Annotated in this window: 10 protein-coding genes; 3 read left to right on the plus strand and 7 right to left on the minus strand. The window is 65.0% G+C overall.

Features of this window, described 5'->3' with window-relative positions:
* Positions 1 to 46: 46 nt before the first annotated feature.
* Positions 47 to 1,237, plus strand: a complete 1,191-nt coding sequence (locus tag N2K99_RS03330) for a GDSL-type esterase/lipase family protein (RefSeq protein WP_308036412.1) — start codon at positions 47 to 49, stop codon at positions 1,235 to 1,237.
* Here the strand turns inward: N2K99_RS03330 and N2K99_RS03335 are convergent.
* From N2K99_RS03335 to N2K99_RS03345, 3 genes are all read right to left on the minus strand, one after another.
* On the minus strand, positions 1,209 to 2,777 hold the full coding sequence (locus N2K99_RS03335) for an SIR2 family protein (RefSeq protein WP_227933860.1): 1,569 nt from the start codon (positions 2,775 to 2,777) through the stop codon (positions 1,209 to 1,211). The genes N2K99_RS03330 and N2K99_RS03335 overlap by 29 nt on opposite strands.
* Before the next feature lie 68 nt (positions 2,778 to 2,845).
* Complete coding sequence (locus N2K99_RS03340) at positions 2,846 to 4,330, minus strand: ADP-ribosylglycohydrolase family protein (protein ID WP_227933861.1); 1,485 nt, start codon at positions 4,328 to 4,330, stop codon at positions 2,846 to 2,848.
* The gene (locus tag N2K99_RS03345) at positions 4,327 to 5,268 is read right to left on the minus strand and encodes an ARPP-1 family domain-containing protein (RefSeq protein ID WP_227933862.1); all 942 of its coding nucleotides are present in this window, start codon (positions 5,266 to 5,268) and stop codon (positions 4,327 to 4,329) included. Before N2K99_RS03345 ends, N2K99_RS03340 begins: the two co-directional genes overlap by 4 nt.
* 92 nt (positions 5,269 to 5,360) lie before the next feature.
* Here N2K99_RS03345 and N2K99_RS03350 point away from each other — a divergent pair, with 92 nt between their 5' ends.
* Positions 5,361 to 6,026: an NrtR DNA-binding winged helix domain-containing protein gene (locus tag N2K99_RS03350; RefSeq protein WP_227933863.1), complete on the plus strand. Its 666-nt coding sequence runs from the start codon at positions 5,361 to 5,363 to the stop codon at positions 6,024 to 6,026.
* Between the two features lie 284 nt (positions 6,027 to 6,310).
* On the plus strand, positions 6,311 to 6,865 hold the full coding sequence (locus N2K99_RS03355; RefSeq protein WP_227933864.1) for a hypothetical protein: 555 nt from the start codon (positions 6,311 to 6,313) through the stop codon (positions 6,863 to 6,865).
* Between the two features lie 60 nt (positions 6,866 to 6,925).
* On the opposite strand, the gene N2K99_RS03360 is transcribed toward N2K99_RS03355, so the two are convergent.
* From N2K99_RS03360 to N2K99_RS03375, 4 genes are all read right to left on the minus strand, one after another.
* Positions 6,926 to 10,264, minus strand: coding sequence for an exodeoxyribonuclease V subunit beta (locus N2K99_RS03360; protein ID WP_227933865.1), 3,339 nt, complete (start codon positions 10,262 to 10,264; stop codon positions 6,926 to 6,928).
* Positions 10,261 to 13,128 (minus strand): PD-(D/E)XK nuclease family protein, encoded by a 2,868-nt coding sequence (locus tag N2K99_RS03365; RefSeq protein WP_227933866.1) that lies wholly within the window; start codon positions 13,126 to 13,128, stop codon positions 10,261 to 10,263. The genes N2K99_RS03360 and N2K99_RS03365 overlap by 4 nt, the downstream gene beginning before the upstream one ends.
* An 83-nt stretch (positions 13,129 to 13,211) precedes the next feature.
* The gene (locus tag N2K99_RS03370; protein WP_227933867.1) at positions 13,212 to 14,468 is read right to left on the minus strand and encodes a sigma factor-like helix-turn-helix DNA-binding protein; all 1,257 of its coding nucleotides are present in this window, start codon (positions 14,466 to 14,468) and stop codon (positions 13,212 to 13,214) included.
* A 38-nt stretch (positions 14,469 to 14,506) separates the two neighbouring features.
* Positions 14,507 to 15,217: a ribonuclease HI gene (locus N2K99_RS03375; RefSeq protein WP_227933868.1), complete on the minus strand. Its 711-nt coding sequence runs from the start codon at positions 15,215 to 15,217 to the stop codon at positions 14,507 to 14,509.
* Positions 15,218 to 15,545 lie beyond the last annotated feature (328 nt).

Below are 15,545 nucleotides of genomic sequence, written 5' to 3' on the forward strand. Positions count from 1 at the left end.
GGTGCCGCTGTCTTGTCTGGGCGCCGCATAAACTGAGGGTGCCTATGTGGACAACCGAGAGAAGACCCTGAGCATGATGACCACCCCCATTACGCCCTCCCTTGTTCGCGGTGCGGCGGAACTGGAAACGACTCCCCGCGGTCTGCGTCCGCACCGGCTGCCGGCCTGGGTGCGCAACAGGTTCCCAGATCCGCAGCTGATGATGGCGGAAAGCCAGCCGTCCGGTGTCCGGCTGGTTTTCTCGACGACGGCGGAGGTTCTGGCCGTTGTGGTGCACCCGTCCCGGGTGGTTTACCGTGGCGCGGACCGGCCGCGGGGTTCTGTGGATTTGGTGGTCGACGGAAAGCTGCTCGAGAGCGACGAACTCACCGGCGGCGACTACGTCGAGGTGGATATGTCGACCGGGGCCGCGACTCCATGTGAGGGGCCGTCGCATACCAGCGTGTTCCGTCTGCCTGCGGGCTCCAAGGTGGTGGAGATTTGGCTGCCGCACAATGAGGCGGTTGAGCTGGTCGAGATGCGCTCGGATGCTCCGGTCGCACCGTATTCCTCGGGCAAGCCCGTTTGGTTGCACCACGGCAGCTCCATCAGCCACGGTTCGAATGCCGCCACGCCAGCCCAGATCTGGCCTGTTGTGGCGGCACGGTTGGGCGGGGTGGAGCTGCACAATCTTGGACTGGGCGGGAGCGCCCTGGTGGACCCGTTCACGGCGCAGGTTATGCGCGATACTCCTGCCGATCTCATCAGCGTGAAGCTGGGCATCAACGTGGTGAATATGGATTCGATGCGGCTTCGTGCTTTTGTGCCTGCGGTGCACGGTTTCCTGGACACCATCCGGGAGGGGCATCCGGAGACGCCGCTGGTGCTTATTTCGCCGATCTTCTGCGGTATCCACGAAGACACTCCGGGCCCGGGTGCTTTCGATCCGGCGTCGTTTGGTACTGATCAGGTTCGGTTTATCGCTACCGGTTCGCCGGAGGGGGTGGTTGCGGGCCAACTGACGCTGCGGGTGATCCGCGAGGCGTTGGAGTCACTCGTGGCGAGGCGGACGGACGATCCGAACCTTCATTTCCTGGACGGCCTGAGTCTTTACGGGGCCGAGGACGCTGAGCTGCATCCGTTGCCTGACGCTCTGCATCCGGATACTGCTACGCACCGGATGATCGGGGAGCGGTTTGCGGAGTATGCGTTTGCCGCGGAGGGGCCGTTCAAGGGGTACATGAACTGGGGGCACTAGCTCCCAGCTCCGCCAGCATCTCCTGCAGCCGGACGCCTCCGCTGCTTTGAGCTTCGTCGTCAGTGAGCCGCTTAGTGAGATCCAGCAGGGTTTCACGCAGGGACCGCTCGGATTCGGTCAAAGCTCCTTCGTAGCCCTCGGCCAACAGATACGAATGGCTGTCCGTCGACAGGGCTACGAGAAGATCCAGGAAGATCTCGAGGGTCCGTCCTGCCGCGGTACCGGATTCCTCATTCATCGGCACCAGATTCAGCTGGGAAACCATCCGCCGGTCCAGGGGATCCGCGGACAGCATCAGCGCCGTCGCGGATCCGTCCTTGCCCCGGGGTTCCGGAGGAAGGGCACGCTTCACGTCGTGCAGGATCTCGTGGAAGTGGTCGTCGGCAAGGCCAAAGCCGACGAACAGGATGTGCTGCGTCATGAGGGTGGCTTTCACCAGGGCCGAGAGCGCGTTGCGTGATGCGTTGAAACCGAGATAATCGTCGCGGGTGAGGACGATCGAGTCAGGGTTCGTCACCGAACCATGGAGCTTCAGCAGCCAGTCATCGTTCTCCCCGCCGCCGTCAGGAATCACCGACCGGGGGACGCCGGCGTCGGCCGAAGCGAATTCAAAGAGCTCGTCGTAGTTCAGGGTGATCGCCTCCCTGCTGCCCAGACTGGCGAGGAGGGCCGGTGCCAAGCCGTAGCGTTTCAGCTCCACCAGGTCGGCGATGGCCTGATTGAAACTCCGACCGCCCGCGTCGGAGCGTTCCTCATAGATAGAACGCAGAATGCCGGCTTGGTCCAGATGCCCGCGCTTTTTGAGCGACTCAGATTCATCGCCTGACAGCTGCGCAGCTGTCGCCAGACGGGCGAGGAGTTCGTCCCAGCTCGGGGCGCCAGCGCTCATGCTGACGCCCGCGCCCATAAAGGGAACGAGCTTGCCGTCCCGGGCATGCGCAGCTAGTCGTGCGGCGTGGTCCTGCAGCTCCCGATCGAGGGGTTTCCACCAGTCGGGCTGACGCTTCCGCAGCTCTTGGGCGAAGGCGAAGTCCTTATCGTTCGTGAGGATCAGAGCGACGTCGACGCCGGACTCGGCCGCGGCACGGCGTGCCTCCTGGAGAAGCCGCTGAATCACGTCGCCGCGCACCAGTCCTGCTCCGCCGCCGCTGGTGCCGAAAAGCGGCATGGCGAGCAGGGGAACTGGGCGGGACGGTTTGCCGCCCGCAGCCCGCTGTCGCCGTCCGACCTGCTCCGCAGCGACGCGAACGAATTCACGCAACGGCGGAACCAGATCCTCGACCGAGGAAATGCCGTAATACGGAACAGCAGTGAGGACCGGCATGGGCTCCCCGGCGGGCCAGGAGTCAAGAGGCTGCGCGAGCTTAGCCCCGCTGGAGAAGTCGACATCCCTGCTGCTGGCTAGCACTGCTTCCAGGCCTGGGAGTGCCTCCCGCCAGTACCCTGCAATGCTGTAGGTGCGATCGGTCGGAAGCAGCCATGCATCGCAAGCGAAGTTGGTCAGGCTGCCTCTGGTCACGAAGACGTGTGATTCCCCCATAGGGAATTCCTACCATGCCCGGCCCCCGGTCCACGTATTGGTGGGTTCAGGGGCCGGTTCGGCCCGAATTATGCGGAGGGTCGACCCGCCGCCTCCGCAGCCAACAGGTCCCGGAACGCCGAATTCGGGTGTGCGTTGGGGAGGACGCGGCGTACCCGTTCCAGCGCTTCCAATGGAGTCACTCCTGCGGCCCGGGCGCCGTAGAGAGCGGCAACCGTAGGCGTCCGGGACTCGGCGCGCACGCAGTGCAGCAGCACCTTCTTGCCCTCGGCACGGAAACGTTCGACGGCGGCGGCAGCCTCCTGCAGCACGTAGCCGGCGTAGGCATTGGAATCCGCGGCAGCCGAATCGACCAGCCAGAACGTCGCGTGGTTCTCCGGCGCAATGCCGGGCACGTCTGCAGTGCCCAGCCGGCACAAGGAAACGACTGCATCAATGCCCAGTTCGGCAGTCCTGGCCACTGCGCCCACGCCACCGAGCCAGACGCCGTCGTCGTCCGGGTGCTGGACCAGGACATCGGTCCTGCTCCACGAGCTGTAGTCGTGGTGCTCGGCCCGCGGCCACTCCTGCGTACGACGCCCCGCCCCGGAGGCGAGTTCGACGCCGAGGGTCATCAGGTCGTGTGCCCGCAGTCCCGGCCAGCCGTGCAGGTTGCGGCGCCATTCAAAGGGAACGGCGGAGTAGCCGTAGGCGGCGCCCAGGAGGGAGCCTGCGATGGCGGCCACCGTGTCGGTGTCGCGGCCGCCGCGGACCGCCTCTTCGAGCCCGGCCCGGAGATGATCGGGGCCGGAAGCGGTGCGGGTGGTGGAGATGGCGCTCCATGCACCCTGGAGTGCTTCCACTACCCAGCCGTTCTTCGTGAAGTCACGCGGCCGGGAGCGTTCGGCGGTTTCGATCCGCTCCAGCCACACTGCGGCGCGGTCCGCCGGCAGCAGGGGCAGGCCGGTGCGGATTTCCAGCTTGCCGGTCAGGACGGCGTCGCGGATGGCAACGCACCAGAGGCCGCAGGCTTCCTGGGCGTCGTCTTCCACGTGGGTGAGCGCGCTGAGTACGCCGGCCGCCGCCATGAGTTCGGCGGGCTCCCGGTCCAGATAGGCCAGGGCCAGGGGAGCGGTGCGCATCAGAGAGCCGTTGCCGGCGCTGCGGCCGGCGCGGGTGTGGAACTCCTGGGCAGCACGGGTGAAATCGTCGGCGGTCGGGTCGGTCCGGCCGTCGTCGTCGGCGATGCGGCGGGCGCGGGCAATGACGTTGCTGGTCTGCGCGCCGACGTCCTTGGCGCCGCGTGCCCAGTCGGTCCAGGAGCGGACCACGGATGTGAGTGCTTCCGGTGTGGTTCCGGCGTCGAGGAATGCTTCGGCGATGGGGATCGCCATGGAGGTATCGTCGGTCCATTCGGCCGGGTCGAATCCGAAGGGGCCGCCGCCCTTCATCGTGACCTCGGCGTCGTCCGGCAGGGGAGCGCCGAACTCGTAGCCGGCGCCGAGGGCGTCTCCGGCGGCCAAGGCGACGAGGACACCGGCGGCGCGGTGGTTCTGCTGTGAGTTCAGGTTCATAGGGCCTCCATAAGTGGATGTTTGGTGTTCCAGCAGGATAGGTGGGCGATATCGGGTTCCCGGTTGGGGAGCCGGACGGCCATGCCTTCTGCGATGACGGGGCCGTGGATCCCCAAGATGTTACGGCTGCGCATTGAGTCGTGGCGCCGGACGCCCTCGCTGTAGAACTCGCCGAAGTCGATGGTTCCGGCGATGGCAGCAAAGTCACGAGCGAGCTGACCGGGCATCGGTACGGTGCTCTGGGCCTCGGGCAACAGTGCCGCATCGAGCAGGGCAGCGTCCATGAGTTGCTGGTAATGGCGTCGGAACAAAGTAGCGGTGCCGAAAACTTCCAGCAGCAGGGGTTGTCCGCTGGCACCGATCACCACGCCGCGCTGGCCCTCCAGCGGCTCCGGTACGGAGCTGGCGAAGCGGTGCCTGTCACGGCTGCCAAACCTGTCCAAGTGCTCGGGAAGAGAACTGGTGGCCGAGGGTCCGCGGGCGGTATCGAAACGCCGGACCCGTTCCCAGATCTGCTCCTGCCGTCGACCTCCGGATTGGGTGGACCCGGCGCCAGCTAGCTCGGCGCGGACGTTTAGCGGTGCCCTCCGTGCCTGGCGGTGGTGTGTGTTCTGGCCGGTTTCCCACCGTCCTGCCTCGACGCAGAACGTGTCGATGTCCATGGTTTCGCCCGCGTCAATGAGGACGTCGCGGGCGCAGGTGCGGTGTTGCTGTCCCCCTTCCAGCAGTTCACCTTCGAGCAGTAGGGCCGCGCGTTTTCCGTTGTTCCGGACTGTTAGCTGGCCCACCCTGGCACCCGTCGCCAGCTCGGAGACGGCAAGGTCTGCGTGGAGTCCGGTGCTGATGCCGAGCCTCCCGCGTCCGGCTGTCCATACGGGAAAGATCGTAAGTGGGCCGGCGGCAGTGCCGGCGCCGACGTGGAGTTGTGGAATCTGCATGTCGAACCTCCTCGCTTTAGCGCAAATGTGAGCTAAGTAGTTCCAGTATGCACCGGTTGCATCTTTTGCGCAAGATTGAGATAAATGAGGGTATGAGTGAGTCCCGTACGCCCTTGTCCCTCCTGGATTATCCGCGTCCTTCCGTGGCTGTGGACACCGCAGCGCTGACCGTGGCTGGGGACGAACTGATGGTCCTACTCGTACGCAGGCGGGAGGAACACCACGCGGGGGAGTGGGCGCTGCCTGGCACGTTCCTGCGGGAACGTGAAACTCTGGCGGATGCCGTCCTGCGATCCCTCCGGGACAAGGCTGGAATCGAGGGGAGGGTCCCGCAGCAGCTCCATGTCTTCGATGATCCGGACCGGGATGACCGGGGCTGGACACTGTCCGTAGCCCATGTGGACGCAGTCCCGTTCCGGGAGCTGGAAGCCCCGCTGCAGTCCGACGATGTCCGTCTGGCTTCGATCGCGGAGGAGGCGGACCTGATCGCTGCTCTGCCCTACGGCCACGCAGATATGGTGCTCCTGGCGCTTGAGCGAATGCGGCAGGACTATGCGCAGACCCCCGATCCGGCAGGCCTGCTGCACGACCCCTTCACGCTGAAGGAACTTCGGGACCTGCACGAGGCGGTGGCCGGCCGGCCGCTGATGCGCGACACCTTCCGCCGGCAGATGGAACCGCAACTGGCCGGTACCGGGCAGATGTCGGACGGCACCCGCGGACGGCCGTCGCGGTTGTGGCGGCACGGAGAGCGTTAAGTACCCTCCATTCCGAACTCAAGGGTAGTGACACCCCACGAAAAGACATCAGCTCTAGCACTTGTGCGGCACGGGCAGCACACCCCTTTTCTTGGCAGAACAACACCTGAATAAATGTGCAATTCAGAAGTGTGCTTTTCATTTTTGGATTCTCGATCGTGCTGTGCCTGTTCTTTATGACGCTTTTGAGTATTGGTGTCCGTACTGCTATAAAAGCTAGGCAAGTATATGGCTAAGCCCGCGGTACTTTTCTGCTGGCATGGCCTCACAAATGGGGGAAATAAGTGGACATCTTTGTAAATCTGGCGGAAATTCTGTCCGCCGTCGGTACTGTAGGGGCGCTGTTCTTCATCGCGAACCAGACGAAGCAAGCCAACAATGCGCTGGAGCATACGCAGAACATGCTCAGCATTGAGCAGGAGCGGGAACTTCGAGCGGTAGAGGACCAGGCACGGCAGCAGGCTACCGGAATCGTCTCATGGCCCGCCATACTGACGCCAGAACAGGGAAAGCAATCCTGGGGACTGATCGTAGACAACAGGACCTCGGCACCGGTATTTTCGTTGCAGGTACTTCGCGAAGCAGGTGAAACTAACAAGGGCGTGCAGATCGCCCGGGTTGCCAAGCAAATAGCCATTCTTCCGCCGGGGCGCTACTTCGTATCTGATCGAAAAGATGATGGGTTCCCGACGCTGTTGAAAGACGACGTAACAGAGCCTATTTTGAAAAACTCCGGTTACCTGGCGTCGTTGACGTTCACCGACAGCAATGGGAAGACTTGGATGAGGGACGCGCGAGGAAGCCTGTCTCCTCTGGAATCACCCGCCAAAGCGGCGTAAGCCTCCGTAGCACCGACGCCCTCCAGCATCCGACAGGATGCCGGAGGGCTTCGTTTTACCTTAGCCCCGGGTCCGCCGCAGGACCTCGGCACCGCTCGCTCGGCAGAAAATCAGCACCAATTCGCTGACCTCCTCGCCAGTGATCCGGCTAATCATCTTGGCGTAACTGCCCAACTGCCGCCAGTACGCAGCCGCCTGCTCCTCGCTGACGCTGATGTCAGTCTTGAAGTCGGCAACCACCAGGGTGCCGTCATCCTCCCGGTACATCAGATCAATGATGCCCTCCACGGTGTGGCCGGTCTCCGGCACCACGACCGGCAGTTCCAGCCAGTGTTCGCGTTCGGCAGCCCGACGGACCGGCGTACTTTCCAGGGCGGCCCGGGCGGACGCCTCCAGATCGGCAGCGTTCCGCAGCCCCGCACCGGAGGCGACATCGGCTGCCAGACCAGAGAGCGACGGGGACAGCTTCAGGTCCGTGAGTTCGAGCAGACGGTGCAACGAGGTGCCGAACACGGTTCCATGTTCCTCCGGCTTGCCTGCGAACGCGGGAAGCCGTTCCTCTTCCCCTACAGGAACCGTGAACGTACCTGCGGTTCCGTAGTCCGTCGTGACCCCGGCGTCGCTGCCCTTGGCAAGGGCAGTGACCGAGGTACGGGACACCCGTGCCGACGCCGCGGCCCACCCGGTGCTCGAGGACAGCCAGCCGGCAAACTCCGGCACCGGATCGGCCGAGGCCTGTGCCTTGTGCAGCGGCGGGAGATCTTCGGGCAGTTCCAGATCCGGGGCCAGCTCGAGGGTATTCTCCTTCGCCAGCAGACCGCTGAGACTGCTGGATGACCCGTTGTAGTGCGAGACCACCAAATGGCTTTCGGCCCGGGTACAGGCAACGTAGAGCAGCCGACGGCGTTCCGCTTCCGTGAACATCTTCTCCGTCCCGGCCGCTTCCTCGTAGCCATGGGTCTCGACGTCCTTGTGGAAACGGACATAGACGTTGCCTGCCACATCCCAGAGGGCAGGTGCGGACGAGTGCATGGGAGCGGAGCCCGCGCCGGCCAGGATAACCATCGGGAATTCCAGACCCTTGGACGCGTGGATGGTCATGATCCGCACCGCCTGCATGTCCGTCTCGGGGACCATGGCCTCCTTGACGCGGGCGTTTTCCTCCTGCTGCGAGGCCGCCCAGGCCAGATAATCCCGCAGACCGCCGTGGGTCGCCTCGGACCAGGCCCGCGCCTGGTCAATCACGAACCGGATCCGCCGCCACACGTCACGGTAGCGCGGGGTATCGGTTGCCGCTTCCAGCACCCGCCGGTCGGCGGCGATCCGCTCGATCAGCTCGGCCGGGGAGAGCAGCTGCTGTTCCCGGTGCAGGGACCGAAGGTAACCCAAGGCCTTCCCCACGGGTGAGTCTTCCTGTCCCTCCGGCACCCGTGCATACAGGTTCCAGGCTCCGCCGGCTTGCTTCCAGCAGAACAGGTCGTCGTCGCCGCAGGCAAAGAGCGCCGAGCGCAAGGCCAGCACGAGGGCCGCCTGGTCGGCGGTGTTGGCCAGCGTCCGCAGCGCCAGCAGCAGATCGGTCACCTCCTGGGTGGCGTAGACCAGCGAGGATGCTTCGGCCCGGTATTCAATGCCGGCTGCGTCGAGCGCGTCCTCCAAGTAGGGCAGTGCGGTGCGGGTGGGCAGGAGGATGCAGACATCCTGCAGCTCGAGCGCCCGCCGGGCAAAGTCATCCTTGTTCCCGGCCTGATGCTGCCAGGCGTCCGTGCCGCCGCTGCCGGTCGCCACCCGGATGGCCGCGGCGACGTCGGCGGCTTCCTGGCGGTTGCGGCTAGCTGCGCTGACTTTGCCGTTCTCATCCGGAGCGGGATCCGTGCGCCCCAGTACGACGACGGCGGGCCCGTCGTCGTCGTTCCAAGCCGGCCGGTCGGGGTCCGGCGCCAGTTCGGCGTAGTCCGGCTGAACGGTCCCGTTGGGTTCAATCAGCTTCTTGAACACCTTGTTGATCCAGTCCAGCAGGGGCTCCGTGGAGCGGAAGTTGGTCTGCAGGGCGGCGATGTGGGAGCCGGGATCCGCCTCGGCACGGGCACGTGCGGCGAGGAACGTGGCGATATCGGCGCGCCGGAAACGGTAAATGGACTGTTTCGGATCGCCCACCATAAACAGGCGTCCCGGGGCCACCGGGAGGTCCTCCCAGCCGTCGGTGCCGCAGCTGGTGTCCGCGGCGAGGCGGACGGCGATTTCCGCCTGGACGGGGTCGGTGTCCTGGAATTCGTCGAGCATGAGATGGGTGTAGCGCCGGTGCAGGGGCAGCCGCGCGGGGGCGTCGGCTTCCGTTTCGCCGACCAGCAGGTCGCGGGCATGGACGAGCAGGTCGTGGTACTCCAGTTCACCGCTGCGCTGCCGGACCTGCGCGGCTGCCAGCAGGACGTCGCCCAGGACCGCGCTGACCGTGTTGACCGCCGGGGAAACCAAGCCGGCGATGAGCCCGTTCCGCTCTTCGACCAGTGCCAGGAACTGCTGCTGGACGCTTTCGACGTCGCCGCCCCAGTTCTTTTTGGAACCCTTCCTTGCGTAGCCGGTGGAGGGCAGGGCATTCAGTACGTCGAGAATGCGGCCCAGATCACCGGAGCCGGAGACTTCCTGCAGCCGGGTGCGCCATTCCTCCACGACGGGGAAGCGCGCCATCAGCTTGTCCGCGGGGTCGGTGCAGTCGGCCTTTCGTTCGAGCACCAGCTCGGCGGCGCGGAGCAGCGGGGCGACGTCGAGCACCGGAACGGTCTGCCGCTGCGGCGGGTGGGTCCGCAGCCGGTCCCAGTTGCCGTCCAGGGCAGCGGCGACCTTCCGAAGCTGGTCCAGGGTGACACCGACGGCGAGCAGCACCCGCAGCGCGGCGTCGGCCATCGGATCGGTAAACGACGCCTGCTGCGCGTCTTCCCACCGGCGCTCGAAGGCGATCTGGGAGCGGAGCTCGTCCACCACGGTGATCAGCGGCGGAACCCCGGCCTCGATGGGGTATTCGCTGATCAGCCGGGCAGCGAAGGAGTGGATGGTGCCGATGGGCGCGGCATCCAGCCGGTCCAGCGCCGTATTCCGCCGTTCGGCCCCGGTACTGTCCAGCCCGTCGGTCTTGCCCAGCTCGCTGCGCAGCCGGTCCCGCAGTTCGCCGGCGGCCTTCTCGGTGAAGGTAATGGCCGCGATGCCGCCGATGTCGACGCCGCCGTCCACCAGGGCAGCAATGCGTCCAACCAGGGCATGGGTCTTGCCGCTGCCGGCGCCGGCCTCCACGAACACGGTGGTGCCCAGCTTTTCGGCGATGTCTTTCCGTGCCTGCTTGTCCTGCAGGGGCTTCTTAGTGCTGCCCGCTTTGTCCGGGGCGGGCGTGACTGTCGGCTGGCTCATTTTTCCTCCTGGAAGAAGCGGGAATAGTCGCTGAGGGCGGGGTCGTCCTTGAGCCGCTCCCAGGTGTGCCGCACTCCGGCGGCGCCCATCAGGGTGGTGTGGTTGGTGTACCGGTCCGATTCGGGCCGGGGCGGGAAGATCCCGGCCTGCAGCGCCGCCATGACCAGTCCGGCGTCCTCGCGGAGCCGGGTTTCGACGTCGGCCCCCACTTCATAGCCGACGCGTTCGTACTTCCCGTCGGCGGTGATGAACCGGTATTCGGCGCGGACCTCCGCGCCGGGATCGGTGGAGAACCGCCGGGCGAATAGGCCGTAGACCGGCAGCTGGAACCGGGTGCCGCCTGCGGTGGGATCCTCGCGGGTCAGCTTCTTGTACTTGTCCGCCTTGCCGGTCTTGTAGTCAATGACAAGCACCTGACCGCTGGAATGCCGGTCCACGCGGTCCACCTTGCCTCTAAAGCGGACGATGCTGCCGTTGGGCAGGTCCAGTTCCACTGACGGTTCGCCGTCCTCGGCGCCGAACTCGGCTTCCACCGAGAGGTGCTGCCAGCCGTTCTCGCGTGCCTGCTGGTCCGAATCATGGACCTTTTGGAGGTCGGTGCGGATCCGGGATTTGTCCCGGTCCCAGGTGTGCAGCAGCCAGGCAGGATTGATGGTGGACTCGAAAGCGGCTTCGGCAATTTCCAGCAGCCGCTCGGAAGACACCGTCTGGCTGCCGTCGGTCAGGCCGCGGACGTAGTCCTCGAGCACCTTGTGCATCAGGTTGCCGCGCTGCAGGTTGCTGATCTGGACCTCGAGGGTCACATCCTCAAACAGTTCGGCACGCAGGACACGGTGCAGGAAGTAGGCCAGCGGACTGATGACCCAGTCCTCAAGGTTGGTGGGCGAGATGGCCCGCTGCGGATCGATGATTGGTCCGGAGACACCGGTGAGGTTGCCGTTGAAACGGGAGAAGGTCCCGTTCCGGCGGTCGGTCCGGACTTCGGACACGTTGGCCAGCACGGCGTCGCCGGTCAGGGACCCGGTGCTCAGGAGCCGGCGGACGCGCCATTCCTGCCCCGTGGCGGCCACACCCGTGGGGGAGCCGTGCATCAGGCCGTGCGCGAAGGACGGCAGATCCGTTACCGTGGTGCCGCCCAGCCAACGCGAGGCCTGGAGGGTTCCGCCGGCGCGCAGGTTGCCGCGGGGAAACAGGATGGTGCGGTCGGTACCGGTGGCGAGCAGCTGCCGGAACTGTTCCCTCCGGGCGGAGGAGCGTTCGTGGATGGTAGGCAGCTTCACCGCCAGCAGATGGCCGGCACTGTCGGGAAGCAGCGGGTTCTCCCGGATACGGGCGGGAGCGAGTCCGTCCGCCGCACCGGTAATGAAGACGACGTCGAGATCCCGGCCCACGCCGTCGTCGTACGATCCCAGGACCACCCCGGTGCCGCTGCTGCCGGTGGAGAAGCGGCGGGCATCGATGCCCTGGGCGACGGCGGCGTGTACCGCCGCAGCGGAGGGTGCCGGCGCGATCCCGTGCAGCAGCCCGAGGTCGCGGAGCACCTCCTCGAGGGCTTCGCGGGCCTTGGCCAGCTCCGGGCGTTCCGTCTCGGACCGGGGACCCAGGAACTCCGTGACGAACTCCGCCAGGGTCCCGGCGGCCTCCGTCCAGGTGCGGGCGGTGAAGACCTCGGCCAGCCGTTCGCCCAGGACTCCGACGAAGCCGGTGAACTGCGCGTAGGCCTGCTGGCGTTTTTGCTCTGCCTCGGTTGGTTCGCGGGTTTCGTCCGCTTCCTCCTGCTCGGCCGGGGGAGAGGCATGCAGCCGCTCGCAGACGGCGCTGCTGGGCAGGTTTTCCTCGCGCCAGTGCAGGACGCCCTGTGACATCACGTCCAGGATGACCCGGACATCGGGGTTCGCCGGATCCAGGTGAAGCAGGTTGGCCAGCCCACGGGCCAGCCCGGTATCAGCCAGTGCGAGTGCGGACGGGCCGGCAAAGCTGATGCCGGCTTCGTCGAAGCGTTGGGCCAGCAGGGCGCGGTACGGTTCCGCGGCGGAATAGAAAACTCCGATGCGGTGACCCGATGTGCCTGTTCGAAGCTTTTCGATGACCAGGCGGACGACGGCGCGTGCCTCGTCGTCGGCGTCGGATGCGCTGAGGATCTGCTCGCCCGGGGCGGGGGAGCACATGGCGGTGAGGTACGTGGTTCCTGCCTGCTGCTCCAGCGCGGCACGGAAGGCTGCGGCGGACGGGTCCTGCTCGTCGGCGAGCTGGAAACCGATCACGGGGCCCAAAAGTTTGCCGATCCGCGGCGTCTGCAGTGCGGCGGCGGCAGCGGAGTAGAGGTCAAGGCTGGTGTACCAACTGTCCCCGAGGATCCCGGCGGCGGCCCGGTGGACGCGGGCAACCTCACACACCAAGGGTGACAGGCCAGTCAGGTCGTCGGGGCAGGCTGCGTCCAGGGATGCGGAGGTGGCGGCGATGGCTCGTGCTGTGGCCGGCTGGTCTGCGACTTCGGTAAACAGTCCGGGTGTGTCGGCGAGCACGGCGGTGACGGCACCTTCGCGGACCATCGCCGGGAGCGGCGCGCGGCAGGCCAGCTGCCCGTCGGTGGCGGCGAGTTCCTCGGCCAGATCGGCCAAGGTGGTGGTGCGGACGGCGGCGCTGCCGCGGCCGTCGTTGAGGATCCTGCCCAGGTAGTGGGACAGGTCCTGTGCGGCTACCCGGCTGGGCGCCAGGACGGTCACCGGCTGCAGCGGTTTGCCCTGCTGAGCCTTGGTAACGGCCTCGGCCAGGGCCTGCAGTGCTTCCGGTGTGCTGGTGTAAGTCTGCGTGGACGAATGCTCCTCCAGTGCAGCGCTAGTACTCAATGAATGCGTACTCAATTAACTCCCCCTTGTTATTAAGTGTTCTTCAACCTAGCAGTAGGTGCTGATGTCTTAGCGGCGGCTTGCACGGGGCTGGAGAATTACCATTCCCAGCCGCAGCCATTGTTCATGCAGTGCCATGTTCTGGGGTCGTCAGAAATAACCATGCAGCCTGCCGACCAGACCTTGGGTTCAGGGTTATCCGGGTCGGGCGTCCATAGGCCGCGGACGATGCGCCATGCCTCGTGGGAACATCTAGGACACGTCGCGGTGTCATCTTTCGGTTCGGCAGAAGTTTCGGGCTGGCTATGTTCCGAGGCAGAGTGGGCGTTACTCTCGCTTTGCGCAAACCGAAGAGCGGCGGTCCAGTTACGGAAATAGTTGCGAATGCTCGATGAAGACGGATACTCCCGACCCACCGCGTTCATAGCGGCGGACCATTCTGTGTATTTGTCATGGCTGGGATGCAAACCCGCCTGGTTCATGTCACTGACGAAATCGCGAATAGCCTTCTCGTAGAGAGCTTCAGAGAATTTGACCAGCCCCGGCGGCCGTCCCGTTTTGGAGGCGGCCAGACCTATGGATTCCAGAGCGGCATTCCAATACGTGTACCTCCCCATGACGGTTTGCCGGGTCGGCGGCCAAGGTGACGCGCCCTGGCGGGATTCCCAACCGAGAGCCGGGACAAGTTCATCGCGTAGTTCGTCATAGCGCGAACCGGTAATTGTCGTTTCTGGATGCTCGGCGATGTGGCGCTTGGCAGCGCCAATGATTCCGAGAATGGTTGCGATGTCTTCTTCCGTTGCCGTACCTTGCTGGAGGACAGCGACCAGTTCTGTCATCATGTCGAGGCCCAGATTGGCTGCTGCAAAGTGCGGGTCCGGAGCCAGACCCAGCTCGGCCCCCACAAGGTAATACAGGCCCGCTTCAACAACGGCTTTGGAGAATATGTCCTGAGCCCGGGTATCAAACCGGATACTGGAATCCCGAAGGGTCGACTCGGCCAAGTCCTTGTCCATCTCCGGAAAAAGGATCGACAGTCTCAGGACCGTTTCCGTGCGGGTCGATCCGGTTGCAGCGGCAGTCCGCGCCACTGCTCCGTATGATTCCATGAAGGATTGGGAGGCGGCTTTGGTTTCCGCTTCCCGTTTTTCCAACCGGCGTTTCCGGGATTCGGCCGCCATGCTGCCACCTACCTTGCTGACGATTTGCCGGACTCGCTCCCGCGTAACCCCGTAGTCGGCGCCGATGGCTTCGAGGGTTTCCCCCTCGATGTACCTCTGCACCATGGCCGCGTCTCGTTCCTGGGCGGTAGGGCGTGAGGGACTGGGTGAAGTTGTCTGTGATGTCTGGGTCATGGGATCCCCCTAATTCTTGACGTTGATGAGAAACGTGGTCAGGCTGCCAGCGCCATGCGGGAGCGCCGGATGTCGTTCAATACGTCCTGGTGGGCCAACGCTGTGAGGCGCTGTACCTCATCGAAGCTGAGATCGGCCTCGCGGGACCTTCGGGCAAGCACGGCCAAGCGGTCGGCCGCCATGTTGTGCGGGTCGCCGCTGTGGCCTTTGACCCACAGGAAGCGCACCTGGGCGTCGCGTGTGTATCCAAGGATGCGAGCTACTTCCTCGCGGCAAAAGCGGCTTGCCGACGGCGGTGCGAAACCTGGTTCCGTGAGCATGCGGAGGGCCAGCTGGCTGTCCGACCGAACAGTGATGGCGGTGCCGCCCTGCAAAGCCGATGAATAGACACCCCGGGCAGCCTGCAAGCCGAATCTGATTGACCGTAGCTCGCCTTCGAGGATGCTGTCTCCTTCGGAGACCTTCTGCCCCGGTTTCACCCGTGCTTCCCCGCCGAAGTCCAGTACCCAGCCGTGCCCGAGCCAGGGAGAACACTTTCCGCGCGATGAATCGGTGGTGATGGTCAGTTGTGCGAACCAGCCGTTGATTTCCACGGCAACTGCCTCGTCCAGGGCAGTGATGGCGACGGCTGGAGGGTACTGGAAGCTGGCGGACACCCCCAGGGCCTGGAGGCTGGTTGCAGTGTTTTCGTCGTCGCAGTAGATCTCCTGGGTGCCAGCTTGGAGCTGGTAGTTCACTGCCTGGCGCACAGTGCCGTAAAGACTCGGCTGTCCGCCGGGACACGAAGGATTCCAAATCCCGGACTGAACTGCTGAAACCTGGCTGCCCTGTGTTCTGACAACAGCCCAGACCAGCAACCCGTGCTTCGGTGATACACGCACAGAGATACCGCTTCGGGCCGCAACGGTATCGGCGGCGGAAATGAAGGGCCGAGCCGGGGCTACGGGTACGGGAAAACTCATAACTGCCTCCTGATGCTGGGACGGAATTGCTGCGACACGGATCACAGTAGGTCCCGGCACTGACATTTTCAGAATGGAGGTGTCTAAACACTTTTTGTAACTTCGAAAACCTTTT

This window comes from Arthrobacter sp. zg-Y1110, assembly GCF_025244865.1.
In the GTDB taxonomy this organism is placed as follows: Bacteria; Actinomycetota; Actinomycetes; order Actinomycetales; family Micrococcaceae; genus Arthrobacter_B.